This window comes from Bacillus cereus group sp. BfR-BA-01430, from assembly GCF_022663115.1.
Taxonomy (GTDB): domain Bacteria; phylum Bacillota; class Bacilli; order Bacillales; family Bacillaceae_G; genus Bacillus_A; species Bacillus_A cereus_BD.
Map to the genome: position 1 here is coordinate 207,752 of NZ_JAKUEW010000005.1, position 21,085 is coordinate 228,836.

Consider the following 21,085-nt stretch of genomic DNA (forward strand, 5'->3'; position numbering starts at 1 on the left):
TGCTTCCGCATGAGAAAGTAACAATCACTTGCTGCGCGAAAGAATCTTAGCCGTCAGGAATAAACAGTCGGCTCCGCTTTTGATCAAGGGAAACGAGGGAATTGACCGAAGTCTGGACGGCGTTTTTCTTTGAACGCGTCGCGACCTTCTTTTGCTTCGTCAGTTGTGTAATACAATAACGTTGCGTCTCCCGCTAGTTGTTGAATACCAGCTAGGCCATCTGTGTCTGCGTTGAATGCAGCTTTTAAGAAACGTAATGCCATTGGGCTCTTTTCTAAAATTTCTTCTGCCCATTTTACTGTTTCTTCTTCTAATTGATCTAATGGTACAACTGTATTAATTAAGCCCATATCAAGCGCTTCTTGTGCATTATATTGGCGACATAGGTACCAAATTTCACGAGCTTTCTTATGACCTACCATGCGAGCTAAATAACCAGCACCGTATCCACCATCAAAGCTTCCTACTTTTGGACCAGTTTGTCCAAATACTGCGTTGTCTGCTGCAATTGTTAAGTCACATACGATATGAAGTACGTGTCCACCACCAATTGCATAACCTGCTACCATTGCAATAACTGGTTTCGGAATTGCACGGATTAAACGTTGTAAATCTAATACGTTTAAGCGAGGGATTTTGTCTCCTCCTACATATCCACCATGACCGCGAACTTTTTGGTCGCCGCCAGAACAGAATGCACGTCCACCTTCACCAGTTAAAATGATAACGCCGACATTTTCATCATCACGCGCATGTGCAAAAGCATCGATTAACTCCATTACCGTTTCAGGACGGAATGCGTTATGTACTTCAGGGCGATTAATCGAAATCTTTGCGATACCATTGTATGTGGAATAAATAATATCTTCGTAATTGCCTTCTTTTATCCATTCGATAGCCATTACTCTTACCTCCTTTTTATTATGCTAATGATTATATTAGCCACTTTATAAGTTCAACTTTCTCTAAAAAAAGAAAGCATCACTGTATGGTTTTTAGAAATCCCTCTACTATTGTACCAAACTTTTGCGGTTGTTCCACATGAATTGCATGACCTGCTTTATCAATTTTGACAAATTTCGCGTTTTGGATGCGTTTTTGCATATTTTTTAAGATCCAAAAAAACTTTTTGTCATATTCTCCACTTAGTAACAGAACAGGCATCTTCAGTCCTACCAGTTCATTCCACCAAGAAGGCTGAGCGCCTGTCCCCATACCTCTTAAACTATTCGCAAGCCCCCTCGGATGATTTAGGAGCCGCTCTTTTCTTACTGCCTGCTTTATACATTGTGGCAATATTTTTTGCGTTTCAAATAAAGGTATGTTTTCCCAATGATTTACAAAGGCTTCGATTCCATCTAATTCAATTCTCTCTGCCAATTGTTCATCCTTCATACGGCGCGCTTTTCTGTCCGCCTCTGTTTCAAGTCCAGCTGTACAGTTTTCTAATATAAGCGATTTGACGCGCTCCGGATACAAACACGACATTGTAATGGCAAGTCTTCCGCCCATTGAATATCCAAGTATATGTGCCTTTTCAATTTGCAAGTAATCGAGCAACTTTATCATCTGCACCGCCACATTTTGAATGTCATAATGAACTAGGTTTTCAGGGCTTTCCGTTTTCCCATGTCCTACAATATCAACAGTAATCACTTGAAATTGTTTGCTCCATGAAGGAAGAAATGAACGCCACGTTTCCATGCTTCCTGTAAAACCATGAAGGAGCAATAATGGCTCTCCACTTCCAGCTACTTCATATTCATACGCCACACCTTCTAGCATTACTTTCATTCCGCGTCACCTTGCAACATGTCTTTGACTTCTATTGCGGATTTTGCCCACAATTTACGATGCAACTGTAAGTTTTCTTCTCGATTCGTACAAATTTCCACAACATGTAATCCTCTTTCTATTGTTCCTTTTTGTACTTCCTCACGAAATGCTTCCCAGCCACTTACGCGAACAAATGAACCACCATACATTTTTACAACATGCTCATAATCAAGGCCAAGCGGTGTTCCAAATAGCGATTCAAAATGCTCTTTTGACTCATATTGTGGTAAAAATGAAAAAATGCCACCACCATCATTATTCACAACAACAATAGTTATATTTAAATCATGTAATTTCGCTGCTAAAAGACCATTTAAATCGTGGTAAAATGATAAGTCACCAATCACTAATACAAGCGGTTCACAAACAGTGCTTGCCCCTAATGCTGTGGAAATAATTCCATCAATACCATTCACACCACGATTTGCCATCACATGAATTTTTTTATCGTTTGTAAATAAAAATGTATCGGTATCACGAATTGGCATACTGTTACTTGCAAATAATGTTGTACCTTCTGGCAATACACGAACAATATCTGTAATCACTTTTCCTTCAAAAGCAGTTTCATATGTTTCAACTTCACGAAGTGTTTCCTTTGTTTTATCGTTTATATGTTTCCATTTTTTGAACCAATCATTCTGTTCTCGTTTTTGCATAGGTTCTATCATCGCTTTGCAAAATGCCACATCGCTTGCACAAACAACTTCTGTTGCCATTAAAGCTGGGTCTCGCCAAGTTCCAGATTCATCTACAATAATATGAACAGCAGACTCTTGTTTTTTTATATATTGCGTTAATGCTTTTGATACAGGCATACCACCAAAACGGATGATGATATCTGGCTTCCACGTATCTTTTAACAATTCATTTCGCAAAAAGGTGTCATAGCAATCGATAATCATTGTTTGATCATGGCTTCCAGTCCGAAGATTTGAAAGTGGGTCCGCTAAAACTGGGTATCCTGTTTTCTCCGCAAACTCCGCAATCACTTCCACAAGCTCTGGGTGACTATCGTCTCCACAAACAATAAGCCCCTTTTCTATATGTGAAAGGCGCTTGATCAGAGAACGGATATATTCACTCGTTAGCGTCATGCTTCCTTGTTGAGCCCTATTCATATATTCTCCGCGTCCTCGTTCCCACAATCCATCTAATGAAAAGTCTGGAATGAGAGGTTCGCGAAGTGGGAAATTCATATGGACAGGTCCCATTGGTGCAAAAGATGCACTTGCCACAGCACGTCCAGCTGCCATGCGAACATATTGATACATTGGATCTCTTGCCTCTGGAAGTGCCATTTCCATAAATTGTTTCACAAACGAACCGTATAAATTAAATTGATTCATTGCCTGCGGTGCTCCTACACCTCTCAATTCATGCGGTCTATCTGCAGTTAAAACGAGTAAGGGTACTCTTGCATGATATGCTTCACAAACAGCTGGATAATAATTCGCTGCAGCTGTTCCCGACGTACATAATATCGCTACAGGCTGTTTTTTCGCTTTCGCCATACCGAGCGCGAAAAAGGCAGCGGACCGTTCATCTACATGTAAATACGTTTTTATTTGTTCATGCTGCTCCATTAATAAGGCTAGCGGTGTTGATCGCGAACCTGGACTAATGACAACATCACATACATTTAGACGCGCTAGTTCGTCAACAAACGCGCCTAAATAATATGATAATGCTTCTATATGATTATTCATTTCATCAATTCCTCCAAAGCACCAAGCATCGGTCTAAACTTCAAACTTGTCTCTTCATATTCCAGCTGTGGGACAGAAACCATTACAATGCCACAGCCTGCAAATAAGGATGCCTTTTCACCATTTAATAATCCACAGCGCAATGCCACTGCAAATTCTCCGTTCCCTTGCTCATCCATCCAGCCGATTGGCGCCCCGTACAACCCTCTATCTAACAGTTCGACATCACGAATTAATTTCATCGCTACGTGACGAGGTGTGCCACCAAGAGCTGGCGTTGGATGTAATTCTTCTACCAATGTTAAAAGGGAAGCATCCCCCTCCGCTTCAACAGGCGTATATAAATGAATTAAATTTTTCGTTGTTAACAATCCTGGACTCTCTGGAATATTAACAACTTCGCAATGTTCCTGTAATACATTGCGGATCATATTTACTACATAACCATGCTCCACTAAATTCTTTTCATCATGAAGGAGCATTTCGCCATTTTTTTCACTCTCTTCTATAGAACTCCCCTGTCCGATTGATCCAGCAAGGCACATAGAAGTAAACTTATTCCCTTCTTTACGGATTAATCGTTCCGGTGTCGCTCCTAAGAAGCACGCTCCTTTATAATCAAAAGAAAATACATAGCAATCCGGCTGCCCAATACGAAGTGCTTCTAGCACGCGAGCAGAATCAATTTGTTGGTCCATTTCTAATTTAAGTTCTCGCGCTAATACAACTTTCTGTACGTTTCCTTTTCGCATTTCCTCTTGCACTTTTTCAATTGCATGCATCCATCCTTGCGGGTCTACTTCCACTTTAGAAGCAACCACTAATCGCGATTCTTCAAGCGGATATTCACTTTCTTGTAAAATTCTTTCCTCGAAAGAAGAAATTTCTTCATATTTCTTATCCGCAGAATCTTTAGCCGAAACAAAAGTATTTATCGTAAGCCATGCTTTTTCATTTTTTACTGTTAATAAAAAGGCTGGTAATGAAAATGTTGTATCTTTAAATTCCTTCCAAAGTTCCGTTTGTTCCTTTTCTGGATCAAATGAAAAACCGCCAAATAAAAGCGGACCTGTCCCAAATTCATACGCTTCTCTTTGAATAACCGCCTTCTCTTGTACTCTGTTCCACTGCTGACGAGCATCTTGAAAGCGTTCATTTGAAGAATTTGCTATAGTGAAAACAGAACCAATCCCCGCAAATATAACGCGCTCTGCTGGATCTGCAAAATAACATCTATGCTCGGATGCAATCCTTTTTCCTGCCACATAAAACAGCAACGGATCTATCCAATCTATTTGTTTTACAAAACTAACCAATGTTTGTTCATCTGTACTCTTTTCAATTGCTGTAGCGAGTACTTCTTGCAAGTCTTTTTGTTTTGTTTGAATCACAAAGTCTCCCCCCTATGGGCGAAAAATAGTCATAAATACGCTTGATTTTAAGATACACCTCAAACGAAAGTCATGTCAACGATTAGCATTTCTGAGAAATTCGTCTTCTCTTCCTAAAAAATAAACGTTGACACTATATGATGCTTTTTTCTACACTTAAGTGTGTATATTATGTGACCAAGGAGGAATCAACATGGAAATGAAAGTCGAAACGAATTCCTCTCCTATGGCGCCAAAACCAAACAAACAGACAGGTTGGCGCATTTGGTGGAGTTTATTACGTCCTCATACATTAACTGCTGCGTTTGTTCCTGTTTTTATCGGAACAGCTTATGCAATGCAAGTCGGCGGTATAAATCAAATACACCTTCCTCTTTTCTTTATCATGCTTCTTGCTTGTCTTCTCATTCAAGCAGCAACAAACATGTTTAATGAATACTTTGATTACAAAAGAGGTTTGGATCATGAAGGTTCAGTTGGGATTGGTGGAGCAATTGTCCGCGACGGTATTAAACCAAAAACGGTATTGAACTTAGCCTTTGGATTTTTTGGTATTTCCATTCTATTAGGCGTTTATATTTGTATGAATTCTAGCTGGTGGCTTGCTGCAATCGGTCTTATTTGTATGGTTGTTGCCTACCTTTATACAGGAGGCCCACTTCCAATTGCGTACACACCATTTGGGGAATTAACAGCTGGATTATTTATGGGCGTTATTATTATTGGAATTTCATTCTTTATTCAAACTGGGACTGTAACATCAGAAGTTGTTCTCTTATCTATCCCAAATGCGATATTAATTGGTGCTATTTTACTTTCAAACAATATTCGCGATTTAGACGGAGATAAAGAAAACGGTCGTAACACATTAGCAATTATCGTAGGACGTGAAAAAGCAATTGGTGTTCTCGCTTCGATGTTTATCGTTTCTTACATTTGGACAGTTGCACTGATCATCGTTGGAATCGTATCTCCATGGATGCTCATTGTATTCTTAAGTGCCCCGAAAGCATTTCAAGCAACAAAAGGCTTTATTGGAAAGAGCATCCCAATGGAAATGGTACCGGCAATGGTAGCAACAGCGAAAACAAATACAATTTTCGGCTTCTTAATGGGGATCGGATTGCTACTTGGATATTTCTTATAAAAAATGAGCTGCTTATGCGGCTCATTTTTTATTTATCGGCGGTTCACTACCTCTTATCGGCGATTCGACACGACTTATCGACCAACCGACAAATTTCAACATAAAAATCCACCTCATAATTCCTACATGCAAGGCTCATACTACATAAGGAAACCGAATTGTAGGAAGGTGGATACGATGTTAACTCCACAACAAATCAATCATTTTAGAGGCATATTAGAAAAGCAAAAACAAGAATTAGAACAGACGTTGCAAAATCATGAAAATGAAGATCGCGCTTCTGAGCGGGAATCAGTTGGCGAACTATCCGCTTATGATAATCATCCAGGGGATATGGCAACAGAATTGTATGAACGTGAAAAAGATTTTGGACTCATTGAATTTTGGAACAAACAGCTCCAAGATACAAATCATGCTCTAGAAAAAATCGAAGCAGGCACATATGGTATTTGCGAAGTCTCGGGCGAATCTATTCCGCTTGAAAGGCTAGAAGCAATGCCTACTGCCACAACATGCATCGAGCACACAACAAATCAATTCAATACAAGAACGCGGCCAGTTGAAGAAGAAATTCTAAAACCATCATTTAGTAGACACGACAAAGATCGTTCTGTCCAATACGACGCGGAAGATGCTTGGCAAGATGTCGCCAATTATGGAACATCAGAAACACCTGCTGATTTAGAAAGACGCGATTCCAAAAACTATAATGAAATGTACATCAATGGCGAAGAACACGTCGGATATGTCGAGGATTTCGAAAACTTTATCGGGACGGATATATATGGAAAAAACCCACAAGTTTTTGCGACAGAAGAACATGAAGAATATGAACAGATGCTGGATGATTTTGAAGAGCGTACTTTTAAAGGTGAATTATCTGTTAATGAATCGAGCTCTAAAGAATAATTAAAAAAGCATTCCGAAAGTCGGAATGCTTTTCTTCGCTAGCTAATTAGTTTTTTGTAACGTTAGCAGCTTGTGGTCCACGGTTACCTTCAACGATTTCGAAAGATACTTCTTGACCTTCTTCTAAAGTTTTGAAGCCTTCGCCTTGGATCGCTGAGAAGTGAACGAATACATCGTCTCCACCTTCAACTTCGATAAAACCGAAACCTTTTTCGCTGTTAAACCATTTAACTTTACCAGTTTGCATGTTCATGTACCTCCTAATTAAAAATGAAACTATGAATCCACATGAAAAGGTGGATATAAAGGACATGAATGCATAACAAGCGTAAAGCTAGAATTCCACGTGCTTTATTTCCGTACCACATTATGTAGCTCAATAGTGATTTCACTATATCACGCTATACCGAAAACGTCAAATGACAACACTTTCATTCTCAAACTTTTTTATACATTCCGCAGCACATTACTCCGTGCAAGTGTATATTTTCTATAAATTTACAAAATATTTATTTTATTATCGACTTATTTTTTTGTCCAATAATACTATCCATTACATATGAGGTGAAAAAAATGAGAGCTCATGAAATTGAGTATAAACTATACGGCGATGATATGCAGTTTGTAGAAATTGAATTAGATCCAAAAGAAAGCGTCATTGCAGAAGCTGGCGCAATGATGATGATGGAAGATCACATTGAAATGGAAACAATTTTCGGTGATGGTTCCGGCCCTTCTCACGGTCTATTCGACAAACTAATGGGCGCTGGTAAACGTCTTATTACAGGTGAAAGCATGTTCATGACTGTGTTCACCAATACTGGTCATGGTAAGCGTCACGTATCATTTGCTGCACCATATCCCGGAAAAATCATCCCTGTCGATTTAACAGAATATCAAGGGAAAATAATTTGTCAAAAAGATGCGTTTCTTTGTGCAGCGAAAGGCGTTTCCATTGGAATTGAATTTACAAAAAAACTAGGAAGCGGTTTCTTCGGTGGCGAAGGTTTCATCATGCAAAAACTTGAAGGTGATGGCCTAGCTTTCATGCATGCAGGGGGGACAATCTATAAGCGAGAGTTACAGCCTGGTGAAAGATTACGTATTGATACAGGTTGCCTTGTTGCAATGACAAAAGATATTCATTATGATATTGAATTTGTTGGTAACGTAAAAACAGCACTATTTGGTGGAGAAGGTCTATTCTTCGCAACGCTAGAAGGCCCAGGAACAGTTTGGATTCAATCTTTAACACTTAGCCGCTTAGCAGGACGAATTGCAAGCCCTGCGGCTCAAAGCAGCGGTGAAGGTAGCGTTTTAGGTGGATTAGGTCGACTTTTAGATGGAAAAGAGTAAACATAGGAGCCCGCCAAAAGTATAACTTTTGGACGGGCTCTTCTTCTATTTTTTTTAGTAGCTGCGAAACAAAAAATTTGTTAATTAGTCAACACATTGCTTCATTTGTTTTTATCCCGCTATTTTAGGCAGTAACAGCCTGATCATCAGTAGGGACGAAGAAAACCCTACTGATGAAAGTTTCACTTTATCTTAAAGCACGCAAAGAATGATTTCCTTCTCCCTCTCATATATTGAATTATACTTCTTCTTAAGGAGGGCTTCTTACATGCGAGCTCCTTTATCCTTCGACAAAGATACTGCTATATTGCTAGCCTCTTGCTGTGAGCTAGCATATGAGCAATATAAATATAATGGGATTTTCAAAATACCTGACGGGTTTCAATATGTACAAGGCATTCAAGCAAAAGCGCTTCAAACGACAGAATGGTTCGGCTTTATAATAGAGTCTGAAGATACGATTATCGTGGCATTCCGAGGGACACAAACAGAAACAGATTGGATTACAGACTCACTTGTCCACCAAAAACCATATCCATATGCGCTAAATAGTGGCCATGTTCATCATGGTTTCTTGACTACTTATGAATCTTGCCGCGACACGATTATGGATATGCTTGTTTCCTTACCGGCACATAAAAAACTTCTCGCTACAGGGCATAGCCTAGGAGCAGCACTTGCTACACTACACATATTAGACGCACGCATGAACACTGCTTTTTCCCAGTACGGTCTCTATAGCTTTGCCTCACCAAAAATTGGTGATATGACCTTTCGCAACTACTATAAATTACAAGTCGCTAGCAGCTTTCGATTCGTAAATTTATTTGATGTAGTCCCTCTTCTTCCCCCACGAAAAGTACATTTTAATGAACAAGATTGGGAATATACACACGTTCATCACAATATGACATTTACTAAAAATACAAAATCCATTACAAATAACCACTCTATTACAACATACAAAACTTGTCTGACTTCTCATTTTTAACCAGGTGATAATTGGAAATGATAGCTCAGTATATTATAATAATATATGTAACTACTTTTGGATGAGGGGATCACGCATGGTTAAATATTTCTTTGCACTTTTTCTAATCGTCATTTTTGTTGTTACAGGTTTCTTTACATTCTCATATTTTGCTACAGAGGAATATAGTGGTACTGGTATATTATATTCTATAGTAAACAACACAAAACCAGCTTTGTAACTCTAAAGCTGGTTTTATTTATCATTTATAAGAACGAATCAAACGATTAAAGTGTACTCAAATAGTAAAGTACAAGTATCATATACTTCTTATGATTGCGTTACTTTATCCCCTATTCCCCAAATCTCCTTACTATACTGTAAAATGGTACGGTCACTTGCAAAATGCCCTGATTGTGCAATATTCATAATCGACATTTCAAGCCATTTTCTTCTATTTTCATACGCTTTTCCAACATCTTCTTGTCTTTCAGCATACGGGCTAAAATCACGAAGAACAAAATATTCATCATTTTGGATGATGAGAGAGTCGTAAATCACTTCGAATTCTGCTCCAGCTTTTGCAAAGAAACCATTTGTTAACTGATCGACTACCTTTTTAATATGCATGTTATGATGATAATAATCGTTCGCACGATATCCACCATTTTGGTAATAATGAAGCACCTCTTCTGCTGTTAACCCAAAAATAAAGCACGCCTCATCACCAACACGATCTCTTATCTCAATATTGGCACCATCTAACGTTCCGATTGTAATCGCACCATTCATCATAAACTTCATATTCCCTGTTCCTGATGCTTCTTTACTCGCCGTAGAAATTTGTTCACTTACATCTGCTGCTGGAAATATGTCTTCTGCTAAGGAAACTCGATAGTTTTCTAGAAAAATAACTTTCATATATCGACTAACATAAGGATCATCATTTACTTTTCTAGCAAGTTCATTTATTAATTTAATAATCTTTTTTGCATAGTAATAACCTGGTGATGCTTTTGCTCCAAATATAAATGTACGCGGATAAAATGAAAAACCAGAATCTTCCTTTAAACGATTATATAGATATAAAATATGTAAAACGTTTAAAAGCTGCCTTTTATATGCATGTAATCGTTTCACTTGCACATCAAAAATAGAATATGGATCAACAGGAATCCCCATTTTATTTTGAATACGTTCTGCCAAAATATTTTTACGCTGCTGCTTAACTGCATGTAATTTTTCTTGAAAAACAGTATTATTTTTAAAGCTTTGTAATGCTTCTAACCGAACCGGTTCTTTTTTCCATCCTGTTCCAATCGCTTCTGAAATAAGGGTAGTCAGCTCTGGATTTGCTTTCATAAGCCAGCGCCGATGTGTAATCCCATTTGTCTTATTATTAAACTTATCCGGGTAAAACTCATAAAACAAACGCATTTCACGCCTTTTTAAAATTTCCGTATGAAGTTTAGCTACACCGTTTATACTATAACTTCCGACAATCGCTAAATGAGCCATCTTGACAAGATCATGCGCAATAATCGCCATATTTTCAATCCGCTTCCATTCATATGGATATCGCTCCCAAAGTTCGTGACAAAAACGCTCATTAATTTCTGCAATAATCATATAAATCCGTGGTAATAGTGGCTTAAAAATATGGACAGGCCATTTCTCAAGTGCCTCTGATAATGTCGTGTGATTCGTATAAGAAATAGTATGCGTTGTAATATACCATGCCTCTTCCCAAGAAAGCTTTTCCTCATCTAGCAGTATACGCATAAGCTCTGGAATTGCTAAAACTGGATGCGTGTCATTAATATGAATTGCAATTTTTTCATGTAAATTCTGCAGCGTTCCATTGCGTTCCCTATGCATGCGAATAATGTTTTGTAAACTGGCGGATACTAAAAAATATTGCTGTTTCAAACGCAATATTTTCCCCTCATCATGAGTATCATCGGGATATAAAAATTCTGAGACAACCTCAGTATCACGCTTATACTTTAAAACATCTTTACAATGTTGCGGAAACGGAACTGGCTCTGCATTCCAAAGCCGCAGTGTATTTACTGTATCTGTTTCATATCCTACAACCGGAACATCATAAGGAACAGCCATAATTACTTCAGCACCTGTATGCCGAAACTCGAGACGACCATTTTGTTCTATCGGCTCTACATGTCCAAAATAACTCACTTCTACTGCTTGATCATACCTTCTTACTTCCCATACATTCTCATGAAGAAGCCATTGTTCTGGTAATTCCACTTGGTAACCATCGACAATTTTTTGATCAAATAAACCATGCTTATACCTGATGCCACATCCATGTCCTGGAAGATTTAACGATGCTAATGAATCAAGAAAACAAGCGGCAAGGCGTCCTAATCCTCCATTTCCTAACCCTGCATCTGCTTCACTTTCTTCTAACTCCTTTAATGAAATCCCAAGTTCCTTAAGTCCTTGTTCACATATATTACGGATGCCTAGATTAAGTATATTACTTCCAAGTAAGCGTCCCAAAAGAAATTCAATAGACAAATAGTACACTTGCTTTTGATTTGCTGCTCGATATTTTTCATTCGTCGCAATCCATTGCTGATTCATATACTCACGTACCATGTGACCAAGTGTATGATATTGATCTCGACTTGTAGAATCTTTAAAACTTTTTCCGTACATCGTTTCTAGTTTTTCTAAAAAAGCTGCCTTAAAGCTTTCTACATGAGTAAACATGTTTTCACCACCTAAGAAAGTTTCAGCAAACGATTATATAAATCCTTATAGGCAAGAGCTGATGTTTTCCAGCTATGGTCTTCTGTCATCGCTTGCTTAACAAGCTGATTCCATACTGCTTGATCCTCGTAATACCTCAGTGCACGCCTCACTGTATACAACATGTCATGTGCGTTAAAGTTTGTAAACGTGAAACCATTCCCAGATTTCGTCTCCACATGATACGACTTGACAGTATCATTTAATCCCCCTGTCTCCCGCACAATTGGAATGACACCATATGCTAATGCAATAAGTTGTCCAAGCCCACATGGTTCGAATAACGAAGGCATTAAAAATAAATCACTGCCTGCATATACTTGATGTGCTAATTCTTCATTAAATCCGATGTACACCTTTACCTTTTCTGGATATTCATACGCCATCCACTCAAAAAATTGCTCGTATTCTAAGTCTCCTGATCCTAAAATAATGCACTGCACATCTTCTTTCATGATTTCTTGAAAAACAGCGCGTACTAAATCAAGGCCTTTTTGCTTTGTCAGCCGCGTTACCATTGAAATAATCGGTGTATCCTCTTTTTCTGGCAAACCGAAATAACGCTGTAATGCCCATTTATTTTCCTGTTTGGCATATAATGTATCCACATCATAGGTGGCTGTAATATAAGGATCTAGACGTGGATTATATACACTCGTATCAATTCCATTTACAATGCCACTCAATTTATCATTGTATTTACGCAATAAACCATCTAACTTTTCACCAAAAAATTCATATTGAATCTCTTCCTTATATGTTGGACTAACTGCTGTAATATGGTCCGTTGCAATAATGCCGCCTTTCATAAAATTAATATTCCCATAAAACTCTAGCTGTTCACTATTGAAATATTCATCACCAAGCTCTAATAAATCATGGATCACTTCCCGCGGAAACACCCCTTGGAATTGTAAGTTATGGATGGTATACACTGTTTTGATTTTTTCATATAACGGGTTATCTCTATACTTTTCATACAGTAAGAAATTGACCATCGCAGTATGCCAATCATGACTATGAATAAGATCCACTTCAAAATCAAGATATGGAATACTTTCTAATACAGCTTTTGAAAAGAAAGAAAACCGCTCTCCATCATCGTAATGACCATAGAGAGAATCTCTTTTAAAATAGTATTCGTTGTCGATTAAATAATACGTAATCCCGTCTTGTTCCCCTTTTAAAATACCGCAATATTGATTTCGCCACCCAAGCGGCACATTGATAACTTTATGAAGTTTGAAAGATTCTCGTAAGTTTGCAGGGATAAGACTATAATTTGGAAGCATAATCCGAACATTTACTCCAAGCTTCTTTAATTCTTTTGGGAGCGCACCTGCAACATCTGCTAATCCTCCCGATTTAATAAACGGTACACATTCTGATACTGCAAATAAAATATTCACGTATTATCCACTGCCAAAAAGCGTATATTTATTCCGCCCTTCTAGCAGCTTCCTCCCTTCACATTTTCATTCCATTCTTTATGAGCAAGTAAATCCCTATTTCATAGGGATTTACTTGCTAGAATATTTACGAATAGCTCTTCATTGTTTGACTTCTTATTTGTCCCTTCTCTACAACAAGCGGAGAATCAGACGCCCCTGTCAGTACTACACCATCATCGATTTTAACATCCTTATCAATAATAACCCCATCTAATATACAGTTATCTCCAATTTGACTCTTTTGCATAATAATACTATTACGAATGATTGAACCTTTTCCAATCTTTACAGAACGAAATACGACACTATTCGCAATTTCTCCTTCAATCATGCTGCCATTTGCAATCATTGTATTTTTCACTTTCGCTCCCTTTAAATAACGTGTTGGCGGTTCATCTTTTACCTTAGTAAAGATTGGAGCTTCCTTTGTGAATAATTGTTTCCAAATAGCAGGCTGCAAAATTTCTAAACTATGTTTATAATAACTTTCAATTGAATCAATTATCGCGACATACCCAGTATGCTCATATGTAGCGATATATAATGATTTTCCTCGTTTCTCTTTCACTACATCAAATAAACTATAATGTTCTTTATCTTTATATGTCTCAAATAAATCTACTAATAACTGTTTCTTCAGCACGTAAGTTTGCAAAGAAATACCTTCGTGGCATACTTCAGTAATATCTGCCCCTATATGTATATGCCTCTCTAACACTGCTTGAAAATTGAAAGACGTAACAAGATGACTATTTGTAATCACCACATATTCTTGTCTACTGCGTAAAAAATAATCAATATGTCTCCGAAAATGTGCAAAAGATCCAAATTCCTCTTGATCACATTGGCAATTCGGGGGAAATAAAAATAAGCCGTCACGTTTTCTATCTAAATCCCATTGTTTCCCTGATCCGAGATGATCCATTAAGGAACGATTTTTATGACTTGTAAAAATCGCTACACTATGGATATGGGAATTAACCATATTAGAAAGCATAAAATCAATCAGACGATAACGTCCTCCAAACGGTAATGCTGCAAGCGAACGATGCCCTGTCACGTTCCTTAAAGAAGGAAAGCTTCCTGTTGCATTAATAATTCCTAACATTGTTTCTCCCATCCATCTCATCCCCCTTATCTATATTCCTTCTGCAATCAATACAACATCATCGATATTTTTCTCTGATCGAATCACCTCTCCATCTTCAATGACCATACCGGGCCCAACAATTGCTTTTTCAATGACAACATTTTTACCGATATGAGCCCCAGGCATAACAACTGAATCGATTACTTTGCTTCCTTCGTCTACTGTTACACCTTGAAAAAGCACAGAATGCCTCACTATCCCCTCAATCACACACCCTTCATTAATCAATGATTCTTCTACTTCGGCTGTCTCAGAAATGAACTGCGGTGGTTCATTTGGGTTAACAGAATATACGCGCCATTCATGATCATTTAACTGTAATAAAGACTCATCACGAAGTAAGTCCATATTTGCTTCCCATAGGCTCTTTACTGTACCAACATCCTTCCAATATCCTTGAAATGGATACGCAATTAATTTTTTCCCTTCCTCCAATAAAAGTGGCAGTACGTCTTTTCCAAAATCATTACTAGAGTCCGGGTTTCGTGCGTCCATCTCTAAATATTCTTTTAAAATGGCCCAATTAAAAATATAAATGCCCATTGAAGCTAAATTACTTCTCGGAAATTGTGGTTTTTCTTCAAACTCCACAATTTCCATCTCCTCGTTTGTATTCATAATACCGAAACGACTCGCTTCATCCCATGGCACTTCAATAACAGAAATCGAAACATCCGCTTCTTTCGCAATATGGTAATCTAGCATTTTGCTATAATCCATCTTATAAATATGATCCCCTGATAAAATCAAAACATATTCAGGATTATATTGCCGTAAGAAATTCAAATTTTGATAAATGGCACTCGCTGTGCCCGTATACCATTTCACCCCAGATGATTCTGCGTACGGAGGCAAAACCGTTACTCCGCCATTCACTCGGTCTAAGTCCCATGCATTTCCAATCCCTATATAATTGTGTAGCTCTAATGGTTGATATTGCGTCAAAATCCCCACTGTTTCAATTCCAGAGTTGGAGCAATTACTTAATGTAAAGTCAATAATTCTGTACTTACCACCAAAAGGAACAGCTGGCTTTGCTAAGTTTTTTGTTAATGCACTTAAACGACTACCTTTTCCTCCTGCTAGTAGCATTGCTACGCAATTCTGCTTTTTTACCATCTTGTTTTTTGCTCCCCTTTCTCGTTTTCACTGGTCTTAAAATGGATACGCCAAATGGTGGAATGGTAATTTCTACATGAGCAGTTTGATTATGATATGGCTCTGAAATGCTTTTTAAACGCTTTTTGTTTATTCTTCCTGAACCACCGTATGCTATCGCATCACTATTTAAAATCTCGTTATAATATTGAAACTCTGGTACGCCAACCTTATACTTTTCATACACAATGTTAGTAAAATTACATATCACAATTAGAACATCATCTTCTCTATCTCCTTTCCGAATAAACGAGAAAATACTTTGCTCTTTATTATCAGCATCAATCCATTGGAAGCCTTCACGGGAATAATCGAGCTGCCAAAGTGGTTTAGAACGCTTATACAATGCTATGAGTTCTTTAAAGTAATCATGCATATTACGATGCATTTCAAATTCATGTAAATTCCAATCTAAATCTTCAAGATCTTTCCACTCATCAAATTGACCAAATTCGCCTCCCATAAACAATAATTTCTTTCCTGGATGTGTAAAAAAATATCCATATAATAAGCGAAGCTGTGCAAACTTCTCCCAATAGTTCCCTGGCATTTTGTTCAACAATGATTTCTTTCCATGAACGACCTCATCATGCGAAAGAGGTAAAATAAAATTTTCTGAGTAAGCATATAATAAAGAAAATGTCATTTTTTCATGAATATATTTTCGATACTCTGGGGCACACTCCATATATTTCAAAACATCATTCATCCACCCCATATTCCACTTATAATTAAATCCTAATCCCCCTTCATAAGTTGGAGCAGTTACAAGGGGCCAAGCTGTTGAATCTTCAGCAGTCATAAGAAATTCCCCATCTTCTGCAAATATTGCTTCATTTAATTCACGCAAAAAAGAAACTGCATATTCATTACTCTGTGTTTTTCCCTCTTTCTCCCAATACAGCATATTCGCAACTGCATCAACACGAAAACCATCGATATGATAATATTTCATCCAAAATAGTGCATTTGAAATTAAAAAATTCCTTACCTCTCGCTTTCCTAAATCAAAGTTTACCGTTCCCCAAACACGATTTTCTTGTACGTCTAAGTCTCTATATTCATAGGTTGGTCTTCCATCGAATAAATATAAGCCATGAGCATCTTTGCAAAAATGTCCCGGTACCCAATCTAAAATGACACCGATTCCATATTTATGACATTCATCGACAAAATACATAAAATCATGCGGCATGCCAAAACGACTTGTCACTGCATAGTATCCCGTCCCTTGATATCCCCATGACCGATCATACGGATGTTCAACAAGCGGCATAATCTCAATATGAGTAAAATGATGATTTACCATATAAGGAATCAATTCCTCTGCCATTTCACGATATGAGTATAAAGAACCATCTTCTTTCTTTTTCCATGATCCAAAATGCAATTCATAAATTGCCATTGCTTCTTTATAAATTGATTTTTTTTTCTTTTTACGAAACCAATTTTTATCATTCCATTCGTATCCCTCTATATCAAAAATAACAGATGCCGTATTTGGTCTTACTTCTGCATATGTTGCATAGGGATCTGCTTTCAGAATCACTTCACTATTGACGGTCTCAATAGCATATTTATATATTTCTTTTTTTTCTATTTGAGGAATAAATAGCGACCAAATCCCCGCTTCTGTCACTTTTTGCATTCCATGTTGCTTTTCATTCCATTCATTAAAATCTCCAACAACACTTACATTTTTAGCATGAGGAGCCCATACAGTAAAACGTACACCTTGCACTCCATTTTCTGCTGCGAGATGTGCTCCAAATATTTTATAACTCTCATAACTTTTCTCTGTATGAAATTGTTCTAAACTTTCTTCTAAACAATGTATGACACGCAATATGTTCACCTCACTAAGATGACAGAATTTTTCAATACCTTCAACATTCGCTACATAACTGAAATATCCTTGTTCCTTTTGAAATAAATATCCGTTTTTTCATAATAATTGAGAGAAAAAATGACCATGATATATCGGCAATTTCAACAATTTTCGTTACTTGGCTACCACTCAAAAAAGAGTCCGCCCAAAAGTTATACTTTTGGGCGGACTCTTTTTCATCCTTCTCCAGCAAAAAGGGGGTATATTTTAGGGATATACAATGAGAACTAGAAAAGGAATTTATATGAAAATTTAGAAGCCGGAAGCAGTCCCCCGCTTCTAAATCATTTATGAACTATCTTATAATACTGGTGCCATTGTTTCTTTTAATACTTTTACAGAATGAGCGAATTTTGCTTTTTCTTCTTCATTCAGCTCAAGCTCAACAATTTCACGTACACCTTGACGATTAATAATAGCTGGAACACCTACATAAGCATCTTTCTCACCGTATTGGCCTTCAAGGTATGCAGATACAGTTAATACGCTGTTCTCGTTGTTTAAAATTGCTTTCGTTACACGAAGTAGTGACATACCGATTCCGTAGTAAGTTGCGCCTTTACGCTCGATGATATGATAAGCAGCATCACGAACATTGACAAAGATATCTTCTAAATCTTTTTGGCAATATTTCTCTTTGTTATCAGCCATAATTTTTTTAATCTTTTGAACGCCTACTGTCGCATGGCTCCAAACTGGAAGTTCAGTATCACCGTGTTCCCCAATGATATATGCATGAACATTGCGTGGGTCCACATCGAAGTAATCGCCTAACATGTAGCGGAAACGAGCAGAGTCAAGAGTTGTACCAGAACCAATTACACGCTCTTTTGGTAATCCAGATTCTTTCCAAGTTACATAAGTTAAAATATCAACTGGGTTAGTTGCGATTAAGAAAATACCATCAAAACCAGTATCCATAATACTACGAACAATCTGCTTAAAGATTTTTGCATTTTTCTCCACTAAATCTAAACGAGTTTCACCTGGTTTTTGTGGTAATCCAGCTGTGATACAAACAATGTCAGCATCCTTACAATCTTCATAGCTACCTTTCCAAACCTTTGTTGGTGATGGAGCAAATGGTACCGCATGGCTTAAGTCCATCGCTTCTCCTTCTGCCTTTGCTTCATTCACATCTACAAGTACGAATTCTTCAGCTACACCTTGGTTAATCATGGAATAAGCGTAACTACAACCTACAGCTCCTGTTCCTACTAATACTACACGATTAATACCTTTTTTCATTGTGAATTCCCCTCTCTATGATTAACATTTATTATTGTTGTTTAACTAATTAATTAAAGTACTAATTTAATGTTGTTTAACTTCCTTACACTCATATTGTAGCATAAGTATTTGTGAAATCATTCACAAATTATGACCTATTTGTGAACTTTTTCACACATAGTAGAAAATTATACTATTACCTATGAAATCAATTTCATTTTTCAATCTTCCTGTTAATTGTAAAAAAACAATTAGTATATACATATACTTCTTTTTCTATTTGCTTGCAATATCTCGATACCTTCCTCTACTATGACATGGAAATGAAGGCTTATGTTCTTTATGGAACACCCACTTTCAATTATCTACAAACAAAAAAGAAACTGCACTTTCTTCCATATTAGATCTGATATAATAAAAATGAGGTGAAATAATGAGGGATTCGCGAGAGAGCAAAAAAATAGCTATTCCTATTCTTTGGAGTATTTCTTTAATCACCGCTACATTTCTAATATTTTCCACAACAAGATTAGTACCAAATGTAAATTTATGGACTTTAATTATTTTATTTTCTATAATCGATGCTGGATTTATTATCGCTTTCATATTAGGAGTTAAGAGCAAAAAACTTAGCATCATGATCTTCAGTATTATATTAAATAGTATATGTTTTATACTATTATCCATTATTATATTTTTACTACTGGTCGCTAATGGCATTTCAGAAACATGAAAAAAGAGATAGCATAATTGCTATCTCTTTAAATATGACCCGTACGGGATTCGAACCCGTGTTACCGCCGTGAAAGGGCGGTGTCTTAACCACTTGACCAACGGGCCAAATTTCTGGCAGAGAAGAAGGGATTCGAACCCTCGCGCCGCGTTAGCGACCTACTCCCTTAGCAGGGGAGCCCCTTGAGCCTCTTGGGTACTTCTCTATATAATGGCTCCGCAGGTAGGACTCGAACCTACGACCGATCGGTTAACAGCCGATAGCTCTACCACTGAGCTACTGCGGAATAATGGTGGGCCTAAATGGACTCGAACCATCGACCTCACGCTTATCAGGCGTGCGCTCTAACCAGCTGAGCTATAGGCCCACAGAAGAAAAAGCGGGTGAAGAGAATCGAACTCTCGACCAGAGCTTGGAAGGCTCTTGTTTTACCACTAAACTACACCCGCATAAAATTGTAAATGGTGAGCCATGAAGGACTCGAACCTTCGACCCTCTGATTAAAAGTCAGATGCTCTACCAACTGAGCTAATGGCTCATTTTGAAAATGGTGCCGGCTAGAGGACTTGAACCCCCAACCTACTGATTACAAGTCAGTTGCTCTACCAATTGAGCTAAGCCGGCTTGCTATTTCAAAATGGTGGCTCGGGACGGAATCGAACCGCCGACACGAGGATTTTCAGTCCTCTGCTCTACCGACTGAGCTACCGAGCCTTTATATAATGGCGGTCCCGACCGGGGTCGAACCGGCGATCTCCTGCGTGACAGGCAGGCATGTTAACCACTACACCACGGGACCTTGGTTGCGGGGACAGGATTTGAACCTGCGACCTTCGGGTTATGAGCCCGACGAGCTACCAGACTGCTCCACCCCGCGATGATATATGATATTAAAATGGAGGAGGTAGAGGGATTCGAACCCCCGCGCGACTCTCGCCGCCTGTCGGTTTTCAAGACCGATCCCTTCAGCCAGACTTGGGTATACCTCCATATAATTTACTTTAAATGGTGGACCTTGTAGGACTCGAACCTACGACCGGACGGTTATGAGCCGTCTGCTCTAACCAGCTGAGCTAAAGGTCCTTTATGGTAGCGGCGGAGGGGATCGAACCCCCGACCTCACGGGTATGAACCGTACGCTCTAGCCAGCTGAGCTACACCGCCATAAAAATCATATAAAGTGGAGCCTAGCGGGATCGAACCGCTGACCTCCTGCGTGCAAGGCAGGCGCTCTCCCAGCTGAGCTAAGGCCCCATGTTTTTTAAGTATCGGGAAGACAGGATTTGAACCTGCGACCCCCTGGTCCCAAACCAGGTGCTCTACCAAGCTGAGCCACTTCCCGTTAATGGCGCGCCCGAGAGGAGTCGAACCCCTAACCT

The 21,085-nt window shown here is 38.3% G+C and carries 17 protein-coding genes and 15 tRNA genes; 5 read left to right on the forward strand and 27 right to left on the reverse strand.

The window, feature by feature from the left end; translation table 11 throughout:
- Positions 1–83 precede the first annotated feature (83 nt).
- From menB to MR058_RS12235, 4 genes are all read right to left on the reverse strand, one after another.
- A complete protein-coding gene (gene menB / locus MR058_RS12220; RefSeq protein WP_242144275.1) occupies positions 84–902 on the reverse strand; it encodes a 1,4-dihydroxy-2-naphthoyl-CoA synthase in 819 nt (272 codons plus the stop codon).
- Positions 903–981: 79 nt separating this feature from the next.
- Positions 982–1,794, reverse strand: a complete 813-nt coding sequence (gene menH / locus MR058_RS12225) for a 2-succinyl-6-hydroxy-2,4-cyclohexadiene-1-carboxylate synthase (RefSeq protein WP_242144276.1) — start codon at positions 1,792–1,794, stop codon at positions 982–984.
- Complete coding sequence (gene menD / locus MR058_RS12230) at positions 1,791–3,545, reverse strand: 2-succinyl-5-enolpyruvyl-6-hydroxy-3-cyclohexene-1-carboxylic-acid synthase (protein ID WP_242144277.1); 1,755 nt, start codon at positions 3,543–3,545, stop codon at positions 1,791–1,793. Before menD ends, menH begins: the two co-directional genes overlap by 4 nt.
- Positions 3,542–4,936 carry an isochorismate synthase gene (locus MR058_RS12235; RefSeq protein ID WP_242144278.1) on the reverse strand — a complete coding sequence of 465 codons (1,395 nt, stop codon included), beginning with the start codon at positions 4,934–4,936 and terminating at the stop codon, positions 3,542–3,544. Before MR058_RS12235 ends, menD begins: the two co-directional genes overlap by 4 nt.
- 193 nt (positions 4,937–5,129) lie before the next feature.
- Here MR058_RS12235 and MR058_RS12240 point away from each other — a divergent pair, with 193 nt between their 5' ends.
- Both MR058_RS12240 and MR058_RS12245 read left to right on the forward strand, forming a co-directional pair.
- Positions 5,130–6,083 carry a 1,4-dihydroxy-2-naphthoate polyprenyltransferase gene (locus MR058_RS12240; protein WP_242144279.1) on the forward strand — a complete coding sequence of 318 codons (954 nt, stop codon included), beginning with the start codon at positions 5,130–5,132 and terminating at the stop codon, positions 6,081–6,083.
- Between the two features lie 177 nt (positions 6,084–6,260).
- Positions 6,261–6,992, forward strand: a complete 732-nt coding sequence (locus MR058_RS12245) for a yteA family sporulation protein (RefSeq protein ID WP_242144280.1) — start codon at positions 6,261–6,263, stop codon at positions 6,990–6,992.
- A 46-nt stretch (positions 6,993–7,038) separates the two neighbouring features.
- Here the strand turns inward: MR058_RS12245 and cspD are convergent, their stop codons facing one another.
- The gene (gene cspD / locus MR058_RS12250) at positions 7,039–7,239 is read right to left on the reverse strand and encodes a cold-shock protein CspD (protein ID WP_242144281.1); all 201 of its coding nucleotides are present in this window, start codon (positions 7,237–7,239) and stop codon (positions 7,039–7,041) included.
- Positions 7,240–7,565: 326 nt separating this feature from the next.
- Here cspD and MR058_RS12255 point away from each other — a divergent pair, with 326 nt between their 5' ends.
- The 3 genes from MR058_RS12255 (at position 7,566) to MR058_RS12265 (ending at position 9,559) form a co-directional block, all read left to right on the forward strand.
- A complete protein-coding gene (locus MR058_RS12255) occupies positions 7,566–8,348 on the forward strand; it encodes a TIGR00266 family protein (protein WP_242144282.1) in 783 nt (260 codons plus the stop codon).
- 268 nt (positions 8,349–8,616) lie between these two features.
- On the forward strand, positions 8,617–9,339 hold the full coding sequence (locus MR058_RS12260) for a lipase family protein (RefSeq protein ID WP_242144283.1): 723 nt from the start codon (positions 8,617–8,619) through the stop codon (positions 9,337–9,339).
- A 76-nt stretch (positions 9,340–9,415) separates the two neighbouring features.
- Positions 9,416–9,559: a hypothetical protein gene (locus MR058_RS12265; protein ID WP_242144284.1), complete on the forward strand. Its 144-nt coding sequence runs from the start codon at positions 9,416–9,418 to the stop codon at positions 9,557–9,559.
- 89 nt (positions 9,560–9,648) lie between these two features.
- Here MR058_RS12265 and MR058_RS12270 read toward each other — a convergent pair whose 3' ends face one another.
- The 22 genes from MR058_RS12270 to MR058_RS12375 form a co-directional block, all read right to left on the reverse strand.
- Positions 9,649–12,057 carry a glycogen/starch/alpha-glucan phosphorylase gene (locus MR058_RS12270; RefSeq protein WP_242144285.1) on the reverse strand — a complete coding sequence of 803 codons (2,409 nt, stop codon included), beginning with the start codon at positions 12,055–12,057 and terminating at the stop codon, positions 9,649–9,651.
- A gap of 11 nt (positions 12,058–12,068) precedes the next feature.
- Complete coding sequence (glgA, locus tag MR058_RS12275; protein WP_242144286.1) at positions 12,069–13,505, reverse strand: glycogen synthase GlgA; 1,437 nt, start codon at positions 13,503–13,505, stop codon at positions 12,069–12,071.
- A 127-nt stretch (positions 13,506–13,632) separates the two neighbouring features.
- Entirely contained in the window at positions 13,633–14,667 is a 1,035-nt protein-coding gene (locus MR058_RS12280) for a GlgC family sugar phosphate nucleotidyltransferase (protein ID WP_242144287.1), read from the reverse strand.
- Positions 14,668–14,685: 18 nt separating this feature from the next.
- A complete protein-coding gene (locus tag MR058_RS12285; RefSeq protein WP_242144288.1) occupies positions 14,686–15,816 on the reverse strand; it encodes a glucose-1-phosphate adenylyltransferase in 1,131 nt (376 codons plus the stop codon).
- Positions 15,764–17,701 (reverse strand): 1,4-alpha-glucan branching protein GlgB, encoded by a 1,938-nt coding sequence (gene glgB, locus MR058_RS12290; RefSeq protein WP_242144289.1) that lies wholly within the window; start codon positions 17,699–17,701, stop codon positions 15,764–15,766. Before glgB ends, MR058_RS12285 begins: the two co-directional genes overlap by 53 nt.
- A 342-nt stretch (positions 17,702–18,043) precedes the next feature.
- On the reverse strand, positions 18,044–18,991 hold the full coding sequence (locus tag MR058_RS12295; RefSeq protein WP_242144290.1) for an L-lactate dehydrogenase: 948 nt from the start codon (positions 18,989–18,991) through the stop codon (positions 18,044–18,046).
- Between the two features lie 339 nt (positions 18,992–19,330).
- Positions 19,331–19,693 (reverse strand): hypothetical protein, encoded by a 363-nt coding sequence (locus MR058_RS12300; RefSeq protein ID WP_242144291.1) that lies wholly within the window; start codon positions 19,691–19,693, stop codon positions 19,331–19,333.
- A 48-nt stretch (positions 19,694–19,741) separates the two neighbouring features.
- Positions 19,742–19,813, reverse strand: a tRNA-Glu gene (locus MR058_RS12305).
- Positions 19,814–19,820: 7 nt separating this feature from the next.
- Positions 19,821–19,911: transfer RNA gene (locus MR058_RS12310), tRNA-Ser, on the reverse strand.
- A gap of 6 nt (positions 19,912–19,917) precedes the next feature.
- Positions 19,918–19,992 (reverse strand) — tRNA-Asn (locus MR058_RS12315).
- A gap of 4 nt (positions 19,993–19,996) precedes the next feature.
- Positions 19,997–20,073: transfer RNA gene (locus MR058_RS12320), tRNA-Ile, on the reverse strand.
- A gap of 11 nt (positions 20,074–20,084) precedes the next feature.
- Positions 20,085–20,155, reverse strand: a tRNA-Gly gene (locus MR058_RS12325).
- Between the two features lie 13 nt (positions 20,156–20,168).
- Positions 20,169–20,244 (reverse strand) — tRNA-Lys (locus tag MR058_RS12330).
- Between the two features lie 10 nt (positions 20,245–20,254).
- A tRNA-Thr gene (locus tag MR058_RS12335) sits at positions 20,255–20,330 on the reverse strand.
- Between the two features lie 14 nt (positions 20,331–20,344).
- Positions 20,345–20,420: transfer RNA gene (locus tag MR058_RS12340), tRNA-Phe, on the reverse strand.
- A gap of 9 nt (positions 20,421–20,429) precedes the next feature.
- Positions 20,430–20,505: transfer RNA gene (locus tag MR058_RS12345), tRNA-Asp, on the reverse strand.
- A 1-nt stretch (position 20,506) separates the two neighbouring features.
- Positions 20,507–20,583 (reverse strand) — tRNA-Met (locus MR058_RS12350).
- 19 nt (positions 20,584–20,602) lie between these two features.
- Positions 20,603–20,695, reverse strand: a tRNA-Ser gene (locus tag MR058_RS12355).
- Between the two features lie 17 nt (positions 20,696–20,712).
- Positions 20,713–20,789 (reverse strand) — tRNA-Ile (locus MR058_RS12360).
- Positions 20,790–20,793: 4 nt separating this feature from the next.
- A tRNA-Met gene (locus tag MR058_RS12365) sits at positions 20,794–20,870 on the reverse strand.
- A gap of 17 nt (positions 20,871–20,887) precedes the next feature.
- A tRNA-Ala gene (locus MR058_RS12370) sits at positions 20,888–20,960 on the reverse strand.
- A 14-nt stretch (positions 20,961–20,974) separates the two neighbouring features.
- A tRNA-Pro gene (locus MR058_RS12375) sits at positions 20,975–21,048 on the reverse strand.
- Positions 21,049–21,085: the final 37 nt, after the last annotated feature.

Excerpts from the sequence above, each read along its gene's own strand:
- menB (WP_242144275.1), bottom strand. The coding sequence starts at position 902 with ATGGCTATCGAATGGATAAAAGAAGGCAATTACGAAGATATTATTTAT.
- menH (WP_242144276.1), bottom strand. The coding sequence starts at position 1,794 with ATGAAAGTAATGCTAGAAGGTGTGGCGTATGAATATGAAGTAGCTGGA.
- menD (WP_242144277.1), bottom strand. The coding sequence starts at position 3,545 with ATGAATAATCATATAGAAGCATTATCATATTATTTAGGCGCGTTTGTT.
- MR058_RS12240 (WP_242144279.1), top strand. The coding sequence starts at position 5,130 with ATGGAAATGAAAGTCGAAACGAATTCCTCTCCTATGGCGCCAAAACCA.
- MR058_RS12245 (WP_242144280.1), top strand. The coding sequence starts at position 6,261 with ATGTTAACTCCACAACAAATCAATCATTTTAGAGGCATATTAGAAAAG.
- cspD (WP_242144281.1), bottom strand. The coding sequence starts at position 7,239 with ATGCAAACTGGTAAAGTTAAATGGTTTAACAGCGAAAAAGGTTTCGGT.
- MR058_RS12255 (WP_242144282.1), top strand. The coding sequence starts at position 7,566 with ATGAGAGCTCATGAAATTGAGTATAAACTATACGGCGATGATATGCAG.
- MR058_RS12260 (WP_242144283.1), top strand. The coding sequence starts at position 8,617 with ATGCGAGCTCCTTTATCCTTCGACAAAGATACTGCTATATTGCTAGCC.
- MR058_RS12265 (WP_242144284.1), top strand. The coding sequence starts at position 9,416 with ATGGTTAAATATTTCTTTGCACTTTTTCTAATCGTCATTTTTGTTGTT.
- MR058_RS12270 (WP_242144285.1), bottom strand. The coding sequence starts at position 12,057 with ATGTTTACTCATGTAGAAAGCTTTAAGGCAGCTTTTTTAGAAAAACTA.
- MR058_RS12280 (WP_242144287.1), bottom strand. The coding sequence starts at position 14,667 with ATGGGAGAAACAATGTTAGGAATTATTAATGCAACAGGAAGCTTTCCT.
- MR058_RS12285 (WP_242144288.1), bottom strand. The coding sequence starts at position 15,816 with ATGGTAAAAAAGCAGAATTGCGTAGCAATGCTACTAGCAGGAGGAAAA.
- MR058_RS12295 (WP_242144290.1), bottom strand. The coding sequence starts at position 18,991 with ATGAAAAAAGGTATTAATCGTGTAGTATTAGTAGGAACAGGAGCTGTA.
- MR058_RS12300 (WP_242144291.1), bottom strand. The coding sequence starts at position 19,693 with ATGCCATTAGCGACCAGTAGTAAAAATATAATAATGGATAATAGTATA.